This window comes from Enterococcus sp. ZQ21 (genome assembly GCF_030053755.1).
In the GTDB taxonomy this organism is placed as follows: domain Bacteria; phylum Bacillota; class Bacilli; order Lactobacillales; family Enterococcaceae; genus Enterococcus_B; species Enterococcus_B lactis.
Genome location: NZ_CP125658.1, coordinates 368,096 through 389,537, shown reverse-complemented (window position 1 = coordinate 389,537; position 21,442 = coordinate 368,096). Strand labels below are relative to the sequence as shown.

Genomic DNA, 21,442 nt, shown 5'->3' with positions numbered 1-21,442 from the left:
AAGAGCATGTTCAATTTCATACTAGCCTCCAAATTGGGATCAAAAATCCAACATTTGGAGGTCATTTTTGTATTTACAAGTCTTCTAACTGCTCTTTATCAATGATCCAGACTTCCCGATTCTCTCTTTTTACATAACCATTCTCCTCTAATAATTTAAATTTTCTAGATAAAGTTTCGGGGGTCGTACCGATAAATGCAGCAAGTTCTTTCATTTTCATTGGCAGGAAAAAGTGATTCTTCCCTGTCGCTTTAGCTAAATCAAGCAGATAGACAGCGACTCGTTCTTCTACTTTTTCCATCATCAAAAAAGTTGTCTGCTGCTGTACTTTTGTTAATTTCTCAGCGTTGATTGCTAAAAGTTTCAGACTAAGGGCGGGATAATGCAGTAAAAGTTCCGAGAAATCTTTTTGTCTCAATACACAAATTTCCGTTTTTTCTAGTGCTTCGCCAAATAAAGACTCATTTGGAACGCCTAGCAACTGGCTCTCTCCCTCATATCCGCCCGGCTCTACTACTCGTAAAAGCTGTTCCTTTCCGCTAGCAGATAATTGATACACTTTCATACTGCCGGAAGCCACGATCACTAATTGAGACTCTCCATTCGGCGCAAGAATCTGTTCTCCTTTTTCCACTTTTCTGTGTGTCACTAGCGAGTGGATTTTTTGCTGATCTTCTATCTCGAGATGATTGAATAATGGAACGAGTGAAACACACAATCCTTCATGTCTCATAGCAGATTCCTCCTTTGGATTTCTTCCTTGTTTGTTATTCTACTTGTTCTTTTAACTTGGTTAATTGATTTGTATCAAGATTTTTCTTTTTGTGCGATAAGTAAGCAGACACATGCCGTTTATGACCACGATCAGAATACTCATTTCATGGAAAAGCATACCGCTTGCCACCTCGGCCACCAGGATCAGACTCTCGGTAATAATGGTGATGAGTGTTTTATGTCCTAAAATCATTTTTTGATACTATCTATAAGTAAAATTGCCGCTTATGTCAAATAGGAGCTGTGACAAACGCTTTGTCACAACTCCTATTTGACATAAGCGGTGTTCTCCTGCCAACTCCTCGGGTACAAGTCACAATATCATCAAACATGAGAAGCTGTTTTTTGAAATTGTTCCTTGTGACTCAGAGTGAAACGGCAAGTTCACAACCTCTTCCTTAAACGGTGTTCAAAAGCTTGCATCTACGACACTAAGCCCAATCAGATGAAAAATATGAAAAGCTATTTTTTCTGCTTGTTCTTACTGCTTGATGCAGAATAGCTTTTTCACAACCTCTTTATTACTGTAGCTGATTTTCTAAAAACTTACTAACATTCGGCTTTTTTTACTAAATGCCGCTGTTACTTTTTTGCCGAAACGACCCTTTACTGCTTTTTCCAATCCAGTCGTTGCAGAGGATACCGCTTTTTTTGCCGTGCTTGCTTCCACCTCTGCGGCTTGTTTCGCCTTTTTGCATTTCGTGACTTTGTCTTGAGTCATCGCAATCCCTAAAGCTCTTGCTGAGATTTTTTGTATCTCTTTCTGGTAATCTTCCCAAATTTTTTCCTCTAGAATGATCACTTATTGTCTCCTTTCCTGTTACTTTTTGTTTAATCGTTGCAGATCAGCACGATAACGGCGTTCGACTTCATCTTGCTGATCATAGATTTTTTTTCGTTTCTGCATCAATTCATGAGAGAACCTCTCTTCTAAACGTCTGAGTTCTTTTTGTGCAAAATACAAAGAATCCTTCGAGCATTCAAAGGAACGCACCGAAAAACGTATATTGGAATAAGTCGTTTCTGCCAGCTGCTGCATGTTCTTTTGCATCTGTCTGAGCTGATCTTCCTGATCTTCTAGCTGCAGTCGTTCTTTTCGGTATGTTTCATGAATCTGGTTTTCTTTTTCCATCTCACTACTCCTTGTTTTAAAATAATTGTCGTGCCAAGTCCCGATCACGTTGGACCAGCTCATTGATTTTCGCTTCGATCTCTTTTGCCAAGGTAGAGAATTCTGCTGAAAGCTGCTTGATTTTGAAGATTTTTTCCCTGAATTCCTGCGTAGGTTCATCAACGATCGTCTGCTTTGTACAACCGACTTCTCGCAGAGCATCGAGCATTTCGTTCTGAGACAAAAGCGGTGTCTGTCTGCGGACCATCGCAAGACCATCTGCCCACAGCTGTTCCAAATCACGAATTCCACGCTGGTAAATGACTAGCACTTGTTCCATCGCTTGATTGAAGACGGAAGCCGCGTGTTTCACGATCATCAGCGCCTGCTGGTCGTCTAAATAGATCTGTTCATTAGTCGATAAACCGCCGCTGCTCGCTGTGAATCTTTTCCGCCAAGTCACTAGCTTGGAGAAAGCACTGATTTGTAGCTGGAGCCACTTGTTTTCTTCTTTCAGTTGACTGATCCGATCTTTCTCCCATTGATTTTTTTCGCCATATGTCTCCATTTGACGGATCATAGCTTTGTTTTTGATGATTTGCTGGGCGAGTAAGGTCTGTTCGAGGGCGACCCCTCCATGTTGGTCGGAATAGATGACGATATCGCCATATTTATCGATGTAATTCCCGTTTTTGTCGAGATTGAACTGATTTAGATCGTGTCCATAGTTTTTCCAGCCGGCGTTGTCGATTCCGAAACTGTGAAATGGCAGTTGGCCTTTCCCGCCAGTCAGCCAGCCACTAGTCACGATGTCTGAAGTGTCATACAGATTGATGATCTGCCCTTCATAATTCATGAGCTGCTTCTCACTCAAGCCTGGGCCTGCCGCTGCATATGTAAATCCGTGATAACCTTTTAAAACAGCGACATAGATTGCCTGCGCTCCACCTAAAGAATGACCGGTCGTGGAAATGGTGTAGCCGTCTTTGACAGAATAGGTCTTTTCGATTGCATCGGCATACGCTAAAGCCGACTGGAAGGCGCCGTTGTCGTGTTTGTCCTCAAAGCCGACTTCTCGGATGTTCGTTTTCCAGTCCTGCCAGTTTTTAGTGCCCGCGTAGGCGATAGTCAGGTCTTTTTTGATGACGGATTTGGGGTAGTCGGCTTGCTTTTTCAAATCATCTTTATCATAGCCTTTGTATTTATCCTTGATTTCAGCCACGACCATGGCCTGCATACCGTTTTTCTTTGGTGTTTTTTCTTTTTCGATCGTATGTTTGTCGGTATCAATGACATCAATAACAAGATATTTATCCTCAACGATTTTTTCGTTGACTTTTACTTTCCCTGTTTCAACGCCATATACTGTTTTAGAGAATTCTTTGTTTTGGTCCATCACTTGACTCCCTTGTCATAATAGATAATGTTTTCTTCGGGCATTTTTTCATCTGTCGAAGAATTTTTTTTAGTTAGTACATATGAATTCCTAGTATTCCCACTGTTGAAGGAATACAGCCACTTATTTGTTTCGGCTGATCTCGTATCTAGCGTCGTTTCATCTGGGTAAACATCATTGATGATAAATCCAACTACCACCCCTTTCATCGGGCCTACAGAGAAACCTGTAAATTCTATTTTTTCGATGTTGAAATATTGCCTAGCATTTTTTAAACTCTCTAAGTATTCGTCATCTGTTATTGTTCCATTACCACCATTGTATTTCTTATCTGCTTCATCGATTTTGTCCTTATCTTTTGTATAAATCTCATAATGATTATACAAATAATTTGCCAGATCGGTTTGGATGGTACGCAGTTCTTCATTGTCTTTTTCTCTTCTATCCATCAATATTTTCCCTCCTATACTCAGTGCGATGATGACTATGACTCCTCTGAAAATGATTTTTTTCATGCTTGCTCCTTCTTACTTCTCTTCGTAAAGAAAACGCTTTAAATGGATTTTACCATAGGCTTATCAGTGAAAAAAGAAGCCTTTTTCTTACTTTTCCTTGTTTGATAACAAAATGAATATTTTTTCATTTTTTCTGTTATGTAAATCGAAACATATATACAAAAGAATGAGCGGGACACAAGCAATCGTCGTTTTTTAGAGATCGTTAACCGTTATGTTTTTAGATTTGTTTAAATTTTTATTCTGATTTGGCTGATGGAAAAACCAAACAGACACCTGCGAAAAAAATGATTTTTTCGCAGGTGTCTGTTTATGTTGCATCATGAGAGCAGTGGATTCGATGATGTGCCATCTATTTAGTACGCAACGCAATCAGCTTTTTCATAACTTATTTTTTATCGCATGATATAATGGCGCTAGTTCTTTGAGCGCCTCAGCAGTTTTCTCTTCGATGTTTGTGTATTCATTTGGAGAAAAAAACAGTTTGCCAAGTTGGAAGGTTCGATTGCCCATTGTTTCTCGCAGCTCTTCTTGCTTGCTCTTATCTGATAAATAAACGGATAAAGGCAAATGATCTTCCAGCTCATTTTCAGGCTGAGGCCAGATATAATATTCTTCAATCGCTACCTGAGTACTCCATTCCTGCAGTAAAGATAGCAATTGATTGTATCCTTCAACGCTTCCTTCTCTCGTGTCACTTTTATAGTGCTGATACATCAAATAGATTTGGTATTGTTTTTGATTCAACAAAACTGCTAGACAGGCATTCTCGTCTTGACGAGATTCGCTTCGGTACGCGCTCCAAAAATGACTGCGTAAATTCCAGCCATTCGTCCAACTCTCGATTTTAGGTTTGCTCATGCCATACGTATCAGGCAAAAGTGCAGCAGTCTGGAGTTGGATCTCTTTCCATTTTTGCCAATGTGCTTTGTATTCTTATTTGATTTGTTCGACTTCATCTGGTGTGTGTATTTCTTTGAGTTGTTTGAATGCATAATTGTCTCTGTCAAATAACTGATAGTCTTCTTTCATTAGATCCATTTTGTTCCCTCTTTTCTTTTTTATTTTAACTATCTTATTTAAAAGAAACAACTGTAAAAAAGCTGAATCGAAAAAGCAACTGCTTGCTTTTCGAATTCAGCCTCTGTTTCCATTTACAGGAACGGTCATGAAGTTTTGATCACATTGAGTAGTGTCGTAAATAAAATGGCACTGGAAGCAGCTCCCGGGTCGATATGTCCGATTGCACGCTCTCCTAGATAGGAAGCTCGTCCTTTTTTAGCTACCAAGTCTTTGGTGTGTTCTTTTGCCTGGTCAATGATTTCTTTTGTTAGATTTCCTGCTTTCAATGCCTCTGTAACTGGTAGCCAAACATCTAACATCGTTTTATCGTCAGCTTCTGCCTTTCCTCGGCTTTGAATACCCGCTGTTCCCTGCTCGATCACTTCTCCTAATTTTTCTTGAGAATCAATAGAATCGACCTCTTTTGTCGCTTTCATCATGTTCATGAATGCAGATCCGTATAACGGACCAGAAGCACCACCAACTTTCGATATCATCGCCATAGAGAATACTTTGAATGTATCACTAATTGTTTCAGGATGATCGGTTTGAAAAGCTTCTTCATAAGCTGAAACCCCTCTTCCCATATTATTTCCGTGGTCTCCATCGCCAATCGGGGTATCTAGATCACTGAGATATTGTTTGTTCTGATTGATTGCCTCTGCAAATTGTGAGAGCCATTCTTGGATTTCTTGAACGGTTAGTTTCATATTATCACCCTTTTATCTTGAGATTGTCTTACCATGAAATCGTCTGTACATTGCTTTCTAAAGAATCTTTCCATTGTGTCTCCGTCAAGTCGATCAGCGTCAGAGAAAGGCCTTGCATATCTAGTGAGGTCATAAAATTACCGACTTTTCGGAAAACTACATTGATGCCTCTTTCTTCCAACAGAGCTAAAACATCATTCATGAATACGAACTGTTCCATCAAAGGCGTCCCGCCCATTCCGTTGACGAATACACCTGCTTCTTTTGGCAAATTCGAGTAATCATCTAAAATCTTAGTAACAAGTTCCTTTGCCAGTACTTTAGAAGGCTGCATCTTTTCTCGACGATAGCCTGGCTCACCGTGGATACCAACACCGTACTCGATCTCATCTTCTCCTAGTTCGAATCCTGGTTTTCCTACTTCTGGTACAGTTGCTGCCCGAAGCGCTACACCGATCGTCTTAGTTGCCTGTACGACCTTTTCTCCCAATTCTTTCAACTCTGCTAGGGAAGCACCGTTTCTTGCTGCATCGCCCACGATTTTGTGTACAAGGACAGTACCTGCGACTCCGCGTTTTCCAGCAGTATACGTACTATTTTCAACGGCGATATCATCATCTACGATCACACTTTCTACTTCAATATCGTCCATAGCAGCTAGTTCCTTTGCCATATCGAAGTTCAATGCATCCCCTGTATAATTCTTAACGATTAGTAAAACTCCTTTTCCACTATCCGCTTCCTTGATAGCCGTTTGAATCTGATCTGGAGTTGGAGAAGTAAACACATCACCAAGCACCGCTGCACTTAACATTCCTTCCCCTACAAACCCGGCATGGGATGGTTCATGTCCGCTTCCTCCACCAGAAACCAAACCAACTTGTTCTGCTTTCTGATTCTTGGCTACAACACGGGAAAATTCTACACGATGAACAAGTTCTGGATAGCTTTTTACTAATCCTTCCAGCATTTCTTCGACAATATTGCTTGGATCATTCATGATTTTTTTCAATTTATTCCCATCCTTTCTTTCCGGCATTTTGTGCTTCTGTTAAGATTTGCTGAGTATCATCCGTTATACCGGCAGTGATGGCTGCTGCAAAAGCTCCTTCCACTAAAGGCGCATCCACCAGATGATAACGTTGCTGCTGTTCTTCTTCCAACATGTCTTTTGCCAATTCCGAATTCAATACCGCGCTGCCGATATCCGCAAAAACAAAATAACTAGCTGCATCGCTTGACTCATTGACAGCTTCTACGATTTTCATCGGGTCTGATCCGATCTCGCCATTTATTCCGCCGAGAGAAAAGATCTGAACCTCTTCGGATTTTTGCATCTGCTCAATCATTTCTTTAATACCATCTGTTACTTTTTGACTATGAGAAATAAGCAAAATACTCTTTTTCACAAGAATCTTCCTTTCTTTTACATAGTTGCTAACGATTGGTTTCGCTTTCATTAATGAACAATTCAAGTATATAATAAATTCCTAATTTTGGGAAAATATGTGTTGCACATCTTGAACTTTGTTATACTTTCATTAAAGAGAGGAGTGATCAAATGATTACAACAACCACGAATAGTGTGGAAGGAAAAACCGTAGTAGCTTATAAAGGAATCGTTTTTGGTGAAGTTATTACTGGGATCAATGTATTGAAAGATTTTGGGGCTGGTTTGCGAAACGTTTTTGGCGGCCGTTCAAAAAGTTATGAAAATGAACTAATGGGCGCAAGAGAAGAAGCCCTTGCGGAAATGGCCGAACGTGCAAAAGCATTAGGAGCTGATGCGATCATTGGCGTAAAAATGGACTACGAAGTATTAGGCAGCGACAATGGCATGCTGATGGTCACATGTAGTGGAACAGCTGTCTCCACAAGATAAGTAGGAATAGCTGTCTTAATAAATAAAAAGAGATGGGACATGTAGTGGGACCCAAGAGTTAGATTTTTCAGTCTAACTTCGAGGTTCACTACCTTCCCATTCTCTCTTTTTTATTTCTTTTTGCGAATGATTCCGTAAGCTGTTGCAACTAGCACACCTGTGCCTACGAAGGAATAATTGACAGAAGCTGTTTTTTCATTTGTTTTTGGTAAAGTCTGACTTGTTGATTCGGATGGCTCTGTCGTTTGCTGAACTGTTTCTGTCGTGGTTCCAGAGGCCACTGATTTTTCTCCTGCCGAATGCAAAATATCTTTTATTCGTTGGAAACTAGCTGCTAAGTCTGCTTTTTTTGCTTCAAAATCAGCAGCAACTGTTTGCGCTTCGCTGATCTTTCCATGGATCGCTTGACTGGCCGCTGTGATATCCGCTTGAGTTTGACTTAGCTTTCCAGAAGCTGTTTGAGCAACCTGATCTAATTGTTGATTGAACTCTTTTGCTTGTTGGATCTTCCCGTCAAGATCTGTTTGGACAGCTTCCGCTTTTGCTTTCGCTTCAGCAAGCTTTTTCTCAAGTTGTGCACGGTCATTTCCCGCTTTATTTTTAAGATCAGCTAAATCTTGATCGATTGCTGCTTGGTCTTCTTTCAATTTGTTTTTTGCAGCTTCTAATGCTTCTTCGAGTTCTTTTCTTTTATTTTCCAAGTCTTGCAAATGATCGATTTGGTCAGAAGAGGTAGAACTATTCGTTGATGTATCTTCTGAAGACGAAATCGTTTCTCCTGAGTTATCTGTCGGTACATTGGAAGTCATTTCTGTTTCCGAGGTTCCGTTTTCAGCATCAGAAGAGCTTATAGTTGTTGAAGGCTCTGTTTGAGCAGGTTCAGAAGTTTCTGCAAAAGCTGTGTGTCCGAAGAAGAAAATACCGGAAACAGCAATCGGCCAGATCAACGGCTTCATTCTTTTTTTCATCACTTTTCCCATCCTTACTACTTTTTAACTAATTTCTTATTATAAGCAAAAATGATTGGAAGAACCATAAACACAACAGGCTGTTTGTCTAAAAAACGGTGCATCTTTTATTTTTTTGTACGTTCCGGACTTTTCCATGTCCCGCTTCCATAACCTAAAATCGTTTTGACTGCTGGAATGAAAGTCGTCACGATCGTTATCGCGTTCACTATCCAGAACAAAAGCATATATAGTGGCGCGAAAAGAAGATATTTCAATTTTCTTCGTCGATCATCTACAATCAGCGAAGCTAGCAACTGGAAAAATCCTGCGACCATTTCAAAGCAGATGAACACAAAACTGAATGTAAAAGTGACATAGATCTGTTCATAGTTTCCTTGGTACACATAATGCCCAATCAATCCAATAAAAAGAATCACGGAAATACAAAAGAATATTGACCAGACAATACTCAATGTTTGATCAATGAAGATGATCGTTCTTCCGATATGTTCAAAAGGATGGAGCATCACTTTTTTGAAATTCGTCAGCCAGACTTCTGTTCCACCTTTTGCCCAACGTTTTCTTTGTCGATATAGCATCTTCAACGTCACAGGTACTTCCATGAAAAAGATGATCCCAGGAGCAAAAACAGATACCCAATCATTCAACTGATGATCCCACGCAATACTGATGTCTTCTGTTGCTCGATCTTGCCTGAATCCGCCCACATCGATCAAGGCTTCTTTTCGATACATCGTATTTGCCCCACTGTACGCATAAAGGCCACCGAAAACAGCTGACTGTGTTCGTTTGATGATACCAACGATACTCGAGAATTCAACCGTTTGCGATTTTGCAATCAACTTGGTACGATTTTGGACATCCATATTTGCAGTGACCGCAGCAATATGTCTTGCACCAGGGCGAATGAAATAATTCACATATCTGTTCAGTGCATCTGGCTCCGGTACCGTATCTGCATCATTGCTTAAAATCAATTTCCCTTTTGCAAAGGCAAGTCCGATATTAAACGCATGGGCTTTCCCTTTATTTTTTTCGATCCGAACCACACGAAGATTAGCGTATTTTTTCATCAGTCTGGCTAATATTTCTGGTGTTTGGTCCGTTGAACCATCATCGGTCACTAATACTTCATAGTTGTGATAATTCAATTTCGTCATCAAATACTCGATCGTATCTTCGATCACGATCTCTTCATTATGGGCTGGTACCATGATCGTAATGAACGGTTCGACACCCGATGGAACATCTACCCATTCTTTTTGTTTATGTTTGTATAAAAAAACATAACACCAAACTCCAATAAACCATGCAAATCCGCCTAAAATCGGGTAAGAAACGAGAAAAAAATACATGATAGACAAACAAGTGTCTAGGAATTGATTACCTGTATGAGTGATTGAGGTCATTTCAGTTCCACCCCATTTTCTTTATACAAATCTGCAATGAGTGTCGTATCTAGATTTTTCTCTTCGGAGACAGAATAAAAACGGACCGTTTCTCTCTCTTCTTTTGTTCCAAAACGTTCCGTATACATTTCTTCAAGTAATTCTTGTCTTTTTTTCAATTCTTCATCTTCATATTCAAAAGACTTATTTACTTTTCTATACAAATTTCGATTGTTCCATCTAGTCAACACAAATGAGATAATCAGGAAGCTGAAAAAGATCAATGCAAAAAAGCCGATGAAGAAATACAGCATTTTCTTTTCCAATAAAAAAGCGTACAAGTAAAAATCTTTGGCTCTTTCTGGTCTTGTTAATGGGAAAAATACCCATATAAAAGGAAGAACAACGATCATCCAACCGAAAAGAGCCACTAGCGTTTGCCAAATTTTTAACCAATAATTACCTTTTGAAAAATACTTATCTTTCACCAAAATCGATGCAACTTCTTCTCTTGTTACTTTTTTCATATCCTCACCTCACATTTTTGTTACGACGTAGGAGTTTACCATACTTTTCATTTCTTTTCACATAAAGTGTTCCTAAATTTTTCCTAAGAAAAAGAACAAAACATTTCTCATCGGCAAATGAAAAATATTTTGTTCTTTTTATCAGTTATTCTTTTTATTTTTTTATCTCTTAATTATGTTTCTCTTTCCAATACGACAATGCTTTTCATTCCTCTAGATATCGCCGTGTACATTTGTCTGCGTCTTCTCTTCTCATCTCTATCGTTTTCAAATGGATACAAGATTACATGATCAAATTCTAGTCCTTTTGCTAGACTCAAAGGGATGATCTGGCAGTTTTCTAATCCATATGAACTTTTTTTAATCGATTCTTGTAGCGTTTGGGTTTCCTCTTCTGTTTGGGTGATAATTGCCGCTTTTTCTCCTTTTAGAGAAGCCAAAATCTCAGCTAGTATTTCCAACAATTCTTCAGAGGATCGAAAAGAGCGGTATTCGGGTTCTTTTCCTTGCGGTCGGATCGATACGATGTCGATCTTCTCTTGATCCACAGCATAGGTTTTGAAAAGCTCTGTGATTGCTCCGCTAGAACGGTAACTATTTCTAAGATCATACCGATGGATCGGCAGATGGTAGTCGTCGAAACAACGCATAATATCAGCAAAAGTAGTGGAAGAATTAAAGATTGCTTGATTCTCGTCACCTACTAAAGTAAAGTGAGTTTTTGGAAATAATTCGATCAATAGACCTAATTGTGCCAGGGTATAATCTTGTACTTCATCAATCAATAGATAGCGAAACGCTGGTACATTTACCTTTTCAACAAGCAAATGATGAATAGCTAATAAAATGACTGCTTCATCAACAGTATGTGTGTGTGACCAAACATAAGCTGAGCCATATCGTTTTTCATAAATTCTTTCAAACAATCGGTGCTCATCCACCCATGCCATTTCTTCGATTTGTCTGGTTATTTTTCGATAGTTTTTTTGTAAAAGTTTCCTTGCATAAACTGCGATACTTTGTTCCGAATCATCAGAAATCAATTCACCGAATAATTTCAACTGCCTATCTTCTGTCAACGAGAGTACCTGATTCTGCACAGCAGGACTTTTTGCTTGTTTCAAAAGATGATTCTTCCATTCGCTCATCAGTGCCTTTTTCGTTGCTTGAAGCCTGTCGATCAATTTAGGATGAGCAGGGACTTTCTCATATATTTTTTCGATCGTTTTTTTAGAAAGAACTGTTTTTCCATTTTTAGTAAGTCCACGGATAAAATCAGGATGATCTAGAAACAAAGGATCTGATCGTTTCAGATCATCAATATACTCTTTACTACGCAAGTGTTCTGCTTGCTCTGATACATTTTCTTTGGTGATACGTTTGAAATAAGCTTCTTCACCTTCTATTTCCTCTGCTGAAAGCTGTGAAACTAGCTGCAAGATGGTTAGATTCAGGGGATTTCTTTCGCCTAATGATGGTAGGACATTCGAAATATAGTCGATGAACCGATGATTAGGCGATAGAATCAGCAAGTCATCAGATGTCATCGTATCTCGATATAAATAGAGCAGATACGCAATACGCTGCATGATAGCAGAGGTTTTACCACTTCCTGCTACGCCATTTACCAAGATATTTTGACTTTTCACATCCCGAATGATTGTGTTTTGTTCCGATTGGATCGTAGCAGTGATAGCCTTCATTTCATTGGTCTCATCTTGACCTAACACTTCTAATAACACATCGTCTTGGATAGCTACAGACGTATCAAAAAACTTGACCAAACGATCTCTTTCCAAAATAAATTGACGTCTTTCTTTGATAACCGTATCGATTTTATTTTGACGAACCGTATAAGAAGATGGGCCAATCATGTTATTGTAAAAAAGTTCGGCAATTGGTGAACGCCAATCATAAACAAGATTTTCATCTGCATCATCTGTGAAATTTGCTGTACCGATATAAAAGGATTCTTTTGGCTCATTATCCAGAAAGTCTACAACGACTTTTCCAAAGTAGGGACTTTTCAATAAACGTTCGATCTTTGCTAGCTGATTTTCTGCGTTTTTCTGTTTGATATTCATCTGATCGATTTCTCTATTTTTCATTTCAATCATCGAAAAAGTATCCAGGTTATCTAAGTAACTGTCAAAATTCAATCGAAGCTCGCCAGCCATTTCTTTCAGCGACTGGTTTCCTTCTACTTTTGCCGTATCCATCGATTCACGCAGTTCGTTTCTTTTATCGATTAGCTTTTGATACACGTTCTTCAGATATGCTTCTTCTAACTGCTTTTGTGTGTTGACCATACACATTCTCCTCTTTTTTTAAAGTGGTGGAACCGATTAGTTTACCTCTTTTAAGAGTCGAATGCAAGCTTTTTAACGAGTATCATTTGTTAGGATATATCAGTTCTTCAGGTCGGACAGTTTGATATAAAGAAAATGCACCATCAAGGTTTTTTACGTGGTAGCCAGACTGCTTCAAGATTCTTTCCGCTAGATAGCTACGTAATCCGCTATGACAGCTGACGATATATTCTTGTTGGCTGTCTAATTCATTTAATCGGTCCCGAAGTTCATTCAAAGGGATATGTTTGGCTTCCTTGAATTTGCCCTTTTCCAATTCTTCTGCTGTTCGCACATCTAATAAAATTTTTCCTTTGGCTAATTCTGTCGGCAATTCATGCCATTGTACGGTTTCACTAAGCCCTTCTGCAATGTTCATTGCTGCATATCCTAGCATGTTTACTGGATCTTTGGCTGAGCCAAATGGCGGTGCATACGTCAATTCTAACTCCGGCAAATCGAAGATCGTCAAATGCCCTTTGATTGCTGTTGCTAAAATATCGATCCGTTTATCCACACCTTTTGCCCCAACACCTTGTGCACCATAAATCTCGCCAGTCTCTGGATGGAAAATCAGCTTCAGTAAAATATCTGTTGCTTCTGGATAATAGCTTGCATGATCTTTTCCTGACACATGAACGACTTCAAAAGACAGCTCGTTTTCTTTGGCTGTTCTTTCACTTAATCCGGTGGATGCGGCGGTCATTCCAAATGTTCGTATAATTGCTGTGCCAATACTGCCTTGATTTCTTCTAGAAATTCCGGAAATTGTGTCCGCAACTTGTCTACCTTGACGATTGGCTGGTGAAGCAAGAGAAATAAGTGCATCTTTTCCAGTGATTGGCTGTTTTACAACGATAGCATCCCCCACCGCATAAATATCAGGAATATTCGTTTGATAACGTTCGTCTACTAGGATACCCCCGCGTATACCTAATTCGATTCCAGCAGTCACTGCTAGCTGGTTATCAGGACGAACACCAATGGATAAAATAACTAAATCAGCAGGAATGGTACGCCCGTCATCCAGTCGCAATCGTTTCCCATGGTCTTCAAATCCAGCGACAGCATGAGAAGTAATCACTTCTACTCCTTGATGAGACAATTCTTTTTCTATAAAAGCTGCCATTTCTTCATCCAGTGTCGGAAGAATATGCGGTGCTTGTTCGATCACCATGACTTCTAAACCTCTTTTTTTTAGGTTTTCTGCCATTTCCAATCCGATGAATCCTGCACCAACGATCACGGCACGCTTTGGCTGTTTTTCTAATGCATGCATCACTTTATCGATATCTGGTACATTTCTAATAGAAAAAACATTGTCGGCTTCTGTTATCCCTGGAATCGACGGAACAACTGGTTTTGCACCAGGAGATAAAACCAATACATCGTACTGTTCCAAGTGTTTTTGACCCTCATGTACGACTTCTACCGTTTTGTTTTCAGGAAAGATAGCTGTCACTTCATGATTTGGACGCACATCTAAACAAAAACGAGCGGATAATGATTCTGGCGTTTGGACAAGAAGATTTTCCCGGTCACTGATTTCACCAGAAAGATAATAAGGCAAGCCGCAATTTGCAAAAGAAACATACGGTCCTTTTTCAAAAACAACGATTTCTGCATCTTCCATTAATCGGCGAAGCCGTGTAGCAGCAGACATTCCACCTGCTACACCTCCGACAATAACGATTTTCATCTTATTTCCCTCCTACTGTTCGATCAAACCATTGATTCATACCGCCACGTACATTCACCACATCATAACCAGATTTCTTTAATTCTTTTGCTGCTTGTTTACTCCTCATCCCTGATTGACAAATCACATAAACGGTCTTTTCTTTGTCTCCATCATATCTGTTTATGCTTTGTAATGGAATATTTTTAGCTCCTTTTATATGCCCACCCCGGTATTCTGCAGGTGTTCTAACATCAAGTAATACTGACTTTTCTAAAAGCTTTTCCTTTAATTCTGGGACTGTTATCGATTTTATTGGCTGAAATAACAAACTCATTTTCTGCACCTCGTTTATATTTTATAAATACCTTACGGGGTATATTAAACAGGAGCTTTCTTATTCTGTCAACCAGAATGACTCTTCATTTTTTTAACTGCTTTTTATATTTGCATAAAATACCGATTAGGGGTATTATCGAGTTATAAAAAATAGAGGAGAATGTGCTATGGAGATTGAGAATAAAAATATCCTGAACCGTTTGAAACGTACAGAGGGGCAAATTCGTGGTATCCAAAAAATGATCGAAGATGAAAAAGAATGTATGGATGTCATCACTCAATTAAGCGCTGTTCGTTCTAGCATTGATCGCGTAATGGGAATGATCGTTGCAGATAATCTGAAAAATTGCTTTGAAAATCCCGATAGTAATCCAGAAGAACAAGCGGCTAAATTAGAGCAAGCGATCAAGATGATTATTAAAAAGTAAAGGAATGATTTCAATGAAAGTCGTTTTCCATATTGATGAATTAGAAAAATGGTCAGAAACAGGGAAAAACGTAAAAAACCTGATAAAAGCTTCTCCTGAAACGACGATCGTCGTTTCCGTCAACGGTATCGCAATTACCGGTTATCTAGACTCTGCCAATGCAGAATTCTTAGATTTGAAAGAAGTCGTTTTTCACGCTTGTGCGAATGCTATGCGTGCTAATCATATTTCAGAAAGTTCTTTACCTGAACAAGTAATCGTTGTACCAGCAGGTGTACTTGATTTAGTTGAACTGCAATCCCAAGGTTATGCTTATATCAAGCCTTAGTCAGTAGAGGTTGTGACAGAAGTGATCAGCTTCAAGAAATAAGAAGGAATTGACGAAAATTGCTTCTCAAATTTTTGTAACATTTCGGCTTATTTTTCGAAGAAGTTACTTCTGGAACACCGTGAATCAGAGGTTGTGAAATCAGCGGTTTGATCTGAGTATTAGAGAAAAAAACGGGAAAATAGCTCCTCATATTTTGCCGTTTTTTGAGCTAATACCGAAGGTCAGCTGATTGAACACCGTTTAAGGAAGAGATTGTGAAAAAGTCGCTTAGTTTCGAGTATGAAGAAAAATTTTGTGAAAACGGCTTTCTACATTTTTGCATAAATTTGGCTTAATACCGAGAAACTGGCTTTTGAACACCGTTTACCCAGCGGTTGTGAGCCTACCCATTTAACTCCGAGTTACAAGAAATAATTTTAAAAACAACTTCTCATGTTTTTGGTTTGGTTGGCTTATTATCGAGAAGTAGCTATTGGGAGTCTATTTATCAAAAAAAGGAGTGCGACATAGGTCACACCCCTTCTTTATTTTCTTTGAAACATCTTTCGGTACTCGACAGCATACAAGACAAAAGATTGTAAAAGACCGTAAGCGATGACGGCAAAAATGACTCTCACCCACAGCGTTGGTAATTCTGGGAAAAGCAGCAAAAGGATCATGCCAACATAGATGACAGCAGTCGCTACTTTGCCATACCACTTCGCACCACTTAATTTGATATTTTTAGATAGCCCGATTAATCCAGCTACAAACATAAAGCCTTCTTTTATCAAGAATAGACCAAACAACAGCCAAAGCCACGGTCGATACCATGCCATAGACAAAATCAGAAAAAGTTGTGTCAATTTATCTGCAAACGGATCAAGCACCTTCCCTAAGTCTGTTACCTGATTATATCTCCGAGCAATGACCCCATCTAGATAATCAGACAAACCTGAGACAACAATGACCGCTCCTGCTACATAAAACGACTGTCTCAGCACAAAATAAAGATAAATCGGCAGCAAGAGAATACGGAATATCGATAAAAGATTCGGAATTGTTTGGATTTCTTTACGCCAGTTTGTGCTTATTTTCATTTGACCGTCCCACCTCCTCAGCACTCTTTTTTTTATTTTAGCTTACATAGAGAATAAAACCAATGATTTTACTGCTGTTATTTTTTTGCAATCACTGATCATATGCGTTGTTCTGAAATAATCACTTGTTGTTTTCATCTTTTGCTCTTCTTTCTTCCTGTCGTTTACGCATTTCTTTTACTAACGCTTTATGGGCTTTTTTTGATCCTCGCTCTAGGTCACGCTGCTGTTTCCGTGTTTTAAAATCGATAAACAGACTGTCTAAATCGTAACCTGTCGGGTACAGATTTTCTGCTGAACGCACCAGACGAACACGCTGACGAGGCACACGGATCATTTCTTTTTCTAAATATACGGCAATCGTATCTTCACCTATATCCTCATAAACTAATGCTTCTTTTTGGTATTCATTCACAAATATTCGATCGCCTTTTGCAAAGAGCTGGCGTTCTTTTTTATTGTCCTTCCTATTTATACCTGCTGTCTTAGGAGGAAATTCTTTTTTCTGTGTCCGATAGGCTTTTTCCTCCAGGTAACGCTCTGCTTGCTGGATCAATTTCATAGACATAGCCATTTTATGAGCAATCCATAAAGCTTGGCTTTCTCCTGTTTCTCCAACACGCAATTGATATTTAGGACGAAGTGCTTCCCGATCGAAAGCCATAGCAGCCGGCACAAAATCTTCATGATCCCTAGCAAATTTCTTAATTTCTCCATAATGGGTCGTGGCAATGATCAATGCCCCCTGCTCATACATAGATTCCATGATTGCGATCGCTAATGCAGCCCCTTCATTTGGCTCTGTTCCACTGCCAATCTCATCCAGAAGTACCAATGTATTCCTTTTTATCTTTTTCAAAATAGCTGCAATGTTTTGCATATGACCAGAAAATGTACTCAACGCATTTTCTAAATTTTGGTGGTCACCGACATCGACGAAAACCTCATCAAAGACAGCAAGCTCTGTCCCTTCTTTTGCCGGAACTTGCATGCCGAACATCGCCATCAAAGTCAATAAACCGACCGTCTTCAACACGACTGTTTTGCCGCCGGCATTTGCTCCGGTGATAATCAAGCCTCGATAGTCTTTACCGATTTCAACATCCAATGGTACCGCATGATCAGGTAAAAATGGATGTCTGCCTTGTTTGATGACGATATGTTCTGATTTATTGATTTTAGGCGTGATCCCATTGATTTCTCGACTGAATTTTGCCCGAGCAAAAATGATATCTAATACCGTCATCGTTTCGATCAATAAATCGATTGCTTCTTCATTTTCTGCAATAGCACCAGTCAATGCAGCCAGAACTTGATATTCTTCACTGATTTCTTCAGCTTTTAACAACTGATAGTGTTCATTCAGTTTAGAAACCACAGTCGGTTCAATAAAAACCGTCGTTCCTTTGTTCGATTCATCGATGATCGTCCCATCTACTTTATTTTTATAGCTGGCTTTGATAGGAATCGTATAGCATTCACCTTTTTGAACGATTATTGCTTCTTGGATCATTTCTTTGTTTTTCGGATGACGCAAGAATTTCAGCAATTTTGACTGGATTTCTTTTTCTATTATTTGTAATTGTTTGCGTACTTTACGCAAATTACGTGAAGCATCGTCACTGACTTTATTATTTTTTATTTTTTGGTCAATCAACTCTTCTACATTTATCAAATCAGGAAGATGCTTGCTATAAGCAAATAACAAAGGTGCCTGGTATTGATTCTTATCAAAAAACTTTGTGATCATCCGACTGCTTCTTAGAAAATCCGCATATTCGATCAAATCAGCCGGTGACAGAACCAATCCTTTTTTGACTTGTTCTGTCAGTGCATCAATCCTCGGCAATCCCATAAATGGAACATGCTGACTACTTTCTAAGATCAAGCGTGCTTCTCTTGTTTCTTCTTGACGATCCAAGACGGTTTGTAGGTTTGACGAGGCCGTCATCTTACTGATTCGTTTTTTGCTATAGTTTCCGATTGCTCTTGCTTGGACTTCCTTTTTGATCTGATCAAATTGTAATTGACTAATCATTTCGTTGTTCATACTCTCTCCTTTTCTTGAAGAGATACCTGTCCCAAAATAAATAAGGGCCTAGAGATAAATAAAAGGATAGAACACAGCTTAAAAAAGTCATGTCCTATCCTCATTAGAATACAAAGATATTGTTTTCCTGACAGGTACCGTTTCATAAGCACACCAAATAAACCTTGTTTATTGGCTATTCGACTTACTGATTAGATACCAGCTACACTCACAAAACATTCCCCATTCTTCTAGGTCTTATTTATTTTCCACTTAACTATAGCAAGACGCCTTTTGATTGTCAAACCTTAGTATGTTTTATAGATTTACACCATTAATGAATAGACACCTACCGCAATAATTGCTCCGATCATTGGACCTGCGATTGGTACCCATGAATATGCCCAATCTGAAGTTCCTTTATTAGCTATTGGCAATACCGCATGTGCTAATCGAGGACCAAAGTCCCGAGCAGGGTTGATTGCGTATCCTGTTGGTCCTCCTAATGAAAGACCGATGGCTAAGATCAATCCACCTACAGCGAATACGTTCGTTCCAGGTGCAAATTCGTTTTGTCCAAAAGCTAGCAACCCAAGAACTAATACAAAAGTACCAATTAATTCTGTGATTACATTTGCTGGATAGTTCCGTATAGCAGGACCTGTTGCAAACGTACCTAAAATCGCACTTTCATCTTTCGTTGCATTCCAATGCGGCAAATAAGAAAGCCAAACAAGAATGGCTCCTGCAAAAGCGCCTAAAACTTGCGCAATGATGAAAGGAACGACAAGATTCCAACTAATTGCCCCTGTCATCGCCATAGCTAGAGAGACTGCAGGATTCAAATGAGCTGGGCCCATGAATCCAGAAATATAGACAGCCATTGTTACAGCGAGTCCCCAACCAAATGCGATGACAATCCAGCCAGAAGCTTGTGCTTTACTTTTGTTTAGATTCACAGCCGCACACACACCATCTCCAAGCAAAACTAGGATCAAAGTCCCAATAAACTCCCCCATGATTTGAGTCATATCACTGTTCATTTATTTCTCCCCCTTTAGTTCCCGCAGATCTGATTCTGCGATCAATGCTTCTAAACGTTTAGTCTGTTGCGCCTTCTCCTCTTCTGTCCACCCAAAATACCCAGCAATTGCATCGATCACAGGTTGCTTGATCTCATCCAGCTGATCTCGTTCAAACAACAGATGATTCGTCCGACGAATGAGATAATCACCTGGAGCTAAAACCATTTCTTCTTCTAAGCCATAACGTAACCGAGCTGACTCAGCGAGACTCAAACCAGGATAAGGTGTCATTTCTTTTGCTAATTCAAAGATACGTCGAGCATTAGTCCCGTAAAAATCAGCGATATAAGTAGCATCTTCTTCCTCTAAACCGGCTGCTACTCCTTCTTTTGCTAATTCCGTCACTGTTTCTTCTAATTTCGTTGGATCGAAGTTTCCACCTGAAATCTGATATTTTTTAGAGTCGATTTCTTTCGTCTCTATTCCGTATTCTTCTTTTAACAGCTGACGAATCAATCGTAAAGCTCCTTCTGCCATCTTACGGTAATCAGTGATTTTCCCACCTGATAAAGTCAACAAGCCATCTGGTTCTCTTTCTAAAGAACTACCTCTGGAAATCGTAGAAGGTGCTTTTTCATCACGGCTGTTTTCCAAATGGTTCAACACATCTTCTACTTCAGCACGAGAAACTTTATTTTCCTTATATTCACTTACTGTATCAACCACTTTATTGAAGCTCTTGTCTGAAATCGATCCATTATCTCCGCCATTATAATCAGAACCAGAATTACCAATCAATAGTGGACGAAGCCCTGCCCAGCTTGCTTCGATATCTGCCAATGTGATATTTGCTTCTGGATAGCGATGGTTGATTACATCCAATAGATAATCCACGTCTTCTTGTGTGACTTTTGGATCCGTAAAGTCTCCTTGGTAATCCGTATCTGTCGTACCAAAGTAAGTCTTGTTTTCTCTTGGGATAGCAAAAACCATCCGCCCATCTTGTTTTCCTGTATCGAAGTATGTGGGTTGCGGTACAGGCAGTTTTTTCGCATCTACGACTAAATGGATCCCTTTGGTTGGACGCATTTTAGGAGAGACTGGACGCGTAAAATTCAAGTTCCGTACTTTATCTACCCAAGGACCACTCGTATTGATCACTAATTTTGCTTTGATCTCTATCACTTCATCTGTCAGCAGATCACGAGCTTTGACACCAACGATTTGATCGCCCTCATATAAAAAGCCAACCGCTTTCATTTTACTTACTAGATAAGCCCCATCTTCTGCAGCCTTTTTGATATTATCGATCACTAAACGGGCATCATTGTTGCGGAAATCCAGATAAACACCTGCACCTTTTAGCCCTTCTTTTTTCAAAAATGGTTCTCTTTCCAATACTTCTTCTGGTGTCAGGGTATAGTTCTCATATTTAGTTCCTGTCACATTTGCCAGTTTGTCGTAAAGGTCCATTGCTACTTTGACAGAGAACATATTGAAGGTTGTTGCTCCTTCATCTTCATAGATTGGTAAAAGCATTGGATCTGGTTTTGGGATGTGTGGGGCAATACCTTGTACGACTGCACGTTCACCAACTGTGTCAGCTACTACTTCCACATCAAATGTTTTCAGATAACGAATACCGCCATGCACAAGTTTGGTCGAGCGAGAGGACGTCCCTTCTGCAAAATCTTGCATTTCGATCAATCCTGTTTTGATTCCTGATGCTGCAGCCTGGACTGCCACACCAGCACCAGTGATTCCGCCACCGATGATCAACAGATCCAATTCTTCTTGCTGCATTTTTTGAATGCTATCTTGTCTTGTCTTGTTTGAAAACATATGGATT

At 39.5% G+C, this 21,442-nt stretch carries 22 protein-coding genes and 1 pseudogene; 3 read left to right on the top strand and 20 right to left on the bottom strand.

Going from position 1 to position 21,442, the window contains the following annotated elements; genetic code table 11:
* Positions 1-73 precede the first annotated feature (73 nt).
* The 10 genes and pseudogenes from QK255_RS01905 to dhaM form a co-directional block, all read right to left on the bottom strand.
* Entirely contained in the window at positions 74-733 is a 660-nt protein-coding gene (locus QK255_RS01905) for a Crp/Fnr family transcriptional regulator (RefSeq protein WP_002292592.1), read from the bottom strand.
* 60 nt (positions 734-793) lie between these two features.
* The gene (locus QK255_RS01900) at positions 794-892 is read right to left on the bottom strand and encodes a cadmium ABC transporter ATPase (protein WP_185056233.1); all 99 of its coding nucleotides are present in this window, start codon (positions 890-892) and stop codon (positions 794-796) included.
* A 420-nt stretch (positions 893-1,312) separates the two neighbouring features.
* Positions 1,313-1,576, bottom strand: coding sequence for a hypothetical protein (locus QK255_RS01895; RefSeq protein ID WP_002292589.1), 264 nt, complete (start codon positions 1,574-1,576; stop codon positions 1,313-1,315).
* An 18-nt stretch (positions 1,577-1,594) separates the two neighbouring features.
* Positions 1,595-1,906: a hypothetical protein gene (locus tag QK255_RS01890; protein WP_002292588.1), complete on the bottom strand. Its 312-nt coding sequence runs from the start codon at positions 1,904-1,906 to the stop codon at positions 1,595-1,597.
* Between the two features lie 16 nt (positions 1,907-1,922).
* A complete protein-coding gene (locus QK255_RS01885; protein WP_002292586.1) occupies positions 1,923-3,281 on the bottom strand; it encodes a Tle-like phospholipase domain-containing protein in 1,359 nt (452 codons plus the stop codon).
* Positions 3,281-3,796: a hypothetical protein gene (locus QK255_RS01880; protein WP_002292584.1), complete on the bottom strand. Its 516-nt coding sequence runs from the start codon at positions 3,794-3,796 to the stop codon at positions 3,281-3,283. Before QK255_RS01880 ends, QK255_RS01885 begins: the two co-directional genes overlap by 1 nt.
* A 381-nt stretch (positions 3,797-4,177) precedes the next feature.
* Positions 4,178-4,837, bottom strand: a pseudogene (locus QK255_RS01875) (HI_0552 family protein).
* 125 nt (positions 4,838-4,962) lie between these two features.
* On the bottom strand, positions 4,963-5,568 hold the full coding sequence (dhaL, locus tag QK255_RS01870) for a dihydroxyacetone kinase subunit DhaL (RefSeq protein WP_002292580.1): 606 nt from the start codon (positions 5,566-5,568) through the stop codon (positions 4,963-4,965).
* A 28-nt stretch (positions 5,569-5,596) separates the two neighbouring features.
* A complete protein-coding gene (dhaK, locus tag QK255_RS01865; protein ID WP_002342273.1) occupies positions 5,597-6,607 on the bottom strand; it encodes a dihydroxyacetone kinase subunit DhaK in 1,011 nt (336 codons plus the stop codon).
* Positions 6,582-6,977, bottom strand: coding sequence for a dihydroxyacetone kinase phosphoryl donor subunit DhaM (gene dhaM, locus QK255_RS01860; protein WP_002304157.1), 396 nt, complete (start codon positions 6,975-6,977; stop codon positions 6,582-6,584). Before dhaM ends, dhaK begins: the two co-directional genes overlap by 26 nt.
* Positions 6,978-7,129: 152 nt before the next feature.
* Here dhaM and QK255_RS01855 point away from each other — a divergent pair, with 152 nt between their 5' ends.
* Entirely contained in the window at positions 7,130-7,450 is a 321-nt protein-coding gene (locus QK255_RS01855; RefSeq protein WP_002292575.1) for a putative heavy metal-binding protein, read from the top strand.
* A gap of 110 nt (positions 7,451-7,560) precedes the next feature.
* Here QK255_RS01855 and QK255_RS01850 read toward each other — a convergent pair whose 3' ends face one another.
* From QK255_RS01850 to QK255_RS01825, 6 genes are all read right to left on the bottom strand, one after another.
* On the bottom strand, positions 7,561-8,418 hold the full coding sequence (locus QK255_RS01850; protein WP_002342274.1) for an LPXTG cell wall anchor domain-containing protein: 858 nt from the start codon (positions 8,416-8,418) through the stop codon (positions 7,561-7,563).
* A 107-nt stretch (positions 8,419-8,525) separates the two neighbouring features.
* Positions 8,526-9,830, bottom strand: coding sequence for a glycosyltransferase family 2 protein (locus QK255_RS01845; protein WP_002329629.1), 1,305 nt, complete (start codon positions 9,828-9,830; stop codon positions 8,526-8,528).
* Entirely contained in the window at positions 9,827-10,336 is a 510-nt protein-coding gene (locus tag QK255_RS01840) for a hypothetical protein (protein WP_002292571.1), read from the bottom strand. Before QK255_RS01840 ends, QK255_RS01845 begins: the two co-directional genes overlap by 4 nt.
* A 173-nt stretch (positions 10,337-10,509) precedes the next feature.
* Positions 10,510-12,645, bottom strand: a complete 2,136-nt coding sequence (locus QK255_RS01835; protein WP_002292570.1) for a HelD family protein — start codon at positions 12,643-12,645, stop codon at positions 10,510-10,512.
* A gap of 82 nt (positions 12,646-12,727) precedes the next feature.
* On the bottom strand, positions 12,728-14,383 hold the full coding sequence (locus QK255_RS01830) for an FAD-dependent oxidoreductase (protein ID WP_142644442.1): 1,656 nt from the start codon (positions 14,381-14,383) through the stop codon (positions 12,728-12,730).
* A gap of 1 nt (position 14,384) precedes the next feature.
* Complete coding sequence (locus QK255_RS01825; RefSeq protein ID WP_002336078.1) at positions 14,385-14,699, bottom strand: rhodanese-like domain-containing protein; 315 nt, start codon at positions 14,697-14,699, stop codon at positions 14,385-14,387.
* Between the two features lie 169 nt (positions 14,700-14,868).
* On the opposite strand from QK255_RS01825, the gene QK255_RS01820 reads away from it, so the two are divergent.
* Positions 14,869-15,129 carry a metal-sensitive transcriptional regulator gene (locus QK255_RS01820; RefSeq protein WP_002292566.1) on the top strand — a complete coding sequence of 87 codons (261 nt, stop codon included), beginning with the start codon at positions 14,869-14,871 and terminating at the stop codon, positions 15,127-15,129.
* 13 nt (positions 15,130-15,142) lie between these two features.
* Positions 15,143-15,457: a DsrE family protein gene (locus QK255_RS01815; RefSeq protein ID WP_002329633.1), complete on the top strand. Its 315-nt coding sequence runs from the start codon at positions 15,143-15,145 to the stop codon at positions 15,455-15,457.
* Between the two features lie 527 nt (positions 15,458-15,984).
* Here the strand turns inward: QK255_RS01815 and QK255_RS01810 are convergent.
* From QK255_RS01810 to glpO, 4 genes are all read right to left on the bottom strand, one after another.
* Positions 15,985-16,539 carry a CDP-alcohol phosphatidyltransferase family protein gene (locus QK255_RS01810; protein WP_002292564.1) on the bottom strand — a complete coding sequence of 185 codons (555 nt, stop codon included), beginning with the start codon at positions 16,537-16,539 and terminating at the stop codon, positions 15,985-15,987.
* 121 nt (positions 16,540-16,660) lie between these two features.
* On the bottom strand, positions 16,661-18,589 hold the full coding sequence (locus QK255_RS01805; protein ID WP_002342276.1) for an endonuclease MutS2: 1,929 nt from the start codon (positions 18,587-18,589) through the stop codon (positions 16,661-16,663).
* 305 nt (positions 18,590-18,894) lie between these two features.
* A complete protein-coding gene (locus QK255_RS01800; RefSeq protein WP_002292560.1) occupies positions 18,895-19,611 on the bottom strand; it encodes an MIP/aquaporin family protein in 717 nt (238 codons plus the stop codon).
* Complete coding sequence (gene glpO / locus QK255_RS01795; protein WP_002292558.1) at positions 19,612-21,435, bottom strand: type 1 glycerol-3-phosphate oxidase; 1,824 nt, start codon at positions 21,433-21,435, stop codon at positions 19,612-19,614.
* Positions 21,436-21,442 lie beyond the last annotated feature (7 nt).

Excerpts from the sequence above, each read along its gene's own strand:
- QK255_RS01905 (WP_002292592.1), bottom strand. The coding sequence starts at position 733 with ATGAGACATGAAGGATTGTGTGTTTCACTCGTTCCATTATTCAATCAT.
- QK255_RS01900 (WP_185056233.1), bottom strand. The coding sequence starts at position 892 with ATGCTTTTCCATGAAATGAGTATTCTGATCGTGGTCATAAACGGCATG.
- QK255_RS01890 (WP_002292588.1), bottom strand. The coding sequence starts at position 1,906 with ATGGAAAAAGAAAACCAGATTCATGAAACATACCGAAAAGAACGACTG.
- QK255_RS01885 (WP_002292586.1), bottom strand. The coding sequence starts at position 3,281 with ATGGACCAAAACAAAGAATTCTCTAAAACAGTATATGGCGTTGAAACA.
- QK255_RS01880 (WP_002292584.1), bottom strand. The coding sequence starts at position 3,796 with ATGAAAAAAATCATTTTCAGAGGAGTCATAGTCATCATCGCACTGAGT.
- dhaL (WP_002292580.1), bottom strand. The coding sequence starts at position 5,568 with ATGAAACTAACCGTTCAAGAAATCCAAGAATGGCTCTCACAATTTGCA.
- dhaK (WP_002342273.1), bottom strand. The coding sequence starts at position 6,607 with ATGCCGGAAAGAAAGGATGGGAATAAATTGAAAAAAATCATGAATGAT.
- QK255_RS01855 (WP_002292575.1), top strand. The coding sequence starts at position 7,130 with ATGATTACAACAACCACGAATAGTGTGGAAGGAAAAACCGTAGTAGCT.
- QK255_RS01850 (WP_002342274.1), bottom strand. The coding sequence starts at position 8,418 with ATGAAAAAAAGAATGAAGCCGTTGATCTGGCCGATTGCTGTTTCCGGT.
- QK255_RS01845 (WP_002329629.1), bottom strand. The coding sequence starts at position 9,830 with ATGACCTCAATCACTCATACAGGTAATCAATTCCTAGACACTTGTTTG.
- QK255_RS01840 (WP_002292571.1), bottom strand. The coding sequence starts at position 10,336 with ATGAAAAAAGTAACAAGAGAAGAAGTTGCATCGATTTTGGTGAAAGAT.
- QK255_RS01835 (WP_002292570.1), bottom strand. The coding sequence starts at position 12,645 with ATGGTCAACACACAAAAGCAGTTAGAAGAAGCATATCTGAAGAACGTG.
- QK255_RS01830 (WP_142644442.1), bottom strand. The coding sequence starts at position 14,383 with ATGAAAATCGTTATTGTCGGAGGTGTAGCAGGTGGAATGTCTGCTGCT.
- QK255_RS01825 (WP_002336078.1), bottom strand. The coding sequence starts at position 14,699 with ATGAGTTTGTTATTTCAGCCAATAAAATCGATAACAGTCCCAGAATTA.
- QK255_RS01820 (WP_002292566.1), top strand. The coding sequence starts at position 14,869 with ATGGAGATTGAGAATAAAAATATCCTGAACCGTTTGAAACGTACAGAG.
- QK255_RS01815 (WP_002329633.1), top strand. The coding sequence starts at position 15,143 with ATGAAAGTCGTTTTCCATATTGATGAATTAGAAAAATGGTCAGAAACA.
- QK255_RS01810 (WP_002292564.1), bottom strand. The coding sequence starts at position 16,539 with ATGAAAATAAGCACAAACTGGCGTAAAGAAATCCAAACAATTCCGAAT.
- QK255_RS01805 (WP_002342276.1), bottom strand. The coding sequence starts at position 18,589 with ATGAACAACGAAATGATTAGTCAATTACAATTTGATCAGATCAAAAAG.
- QK255_RS01800 (WP_002292560.1), bottom strand. The coding sequence starts at position 19,611 with ATGAACAGTGATATGACTCAAATCATGGGGGAGTTTATTGGGACTTTG.
- glpO (WP_002292558.1), bottom strand. The coding sequence starts at position 21,435 with ATGTTTTCAAACAAGACAAGACAAGATAGCATTCAAAAAATGCAGCAA.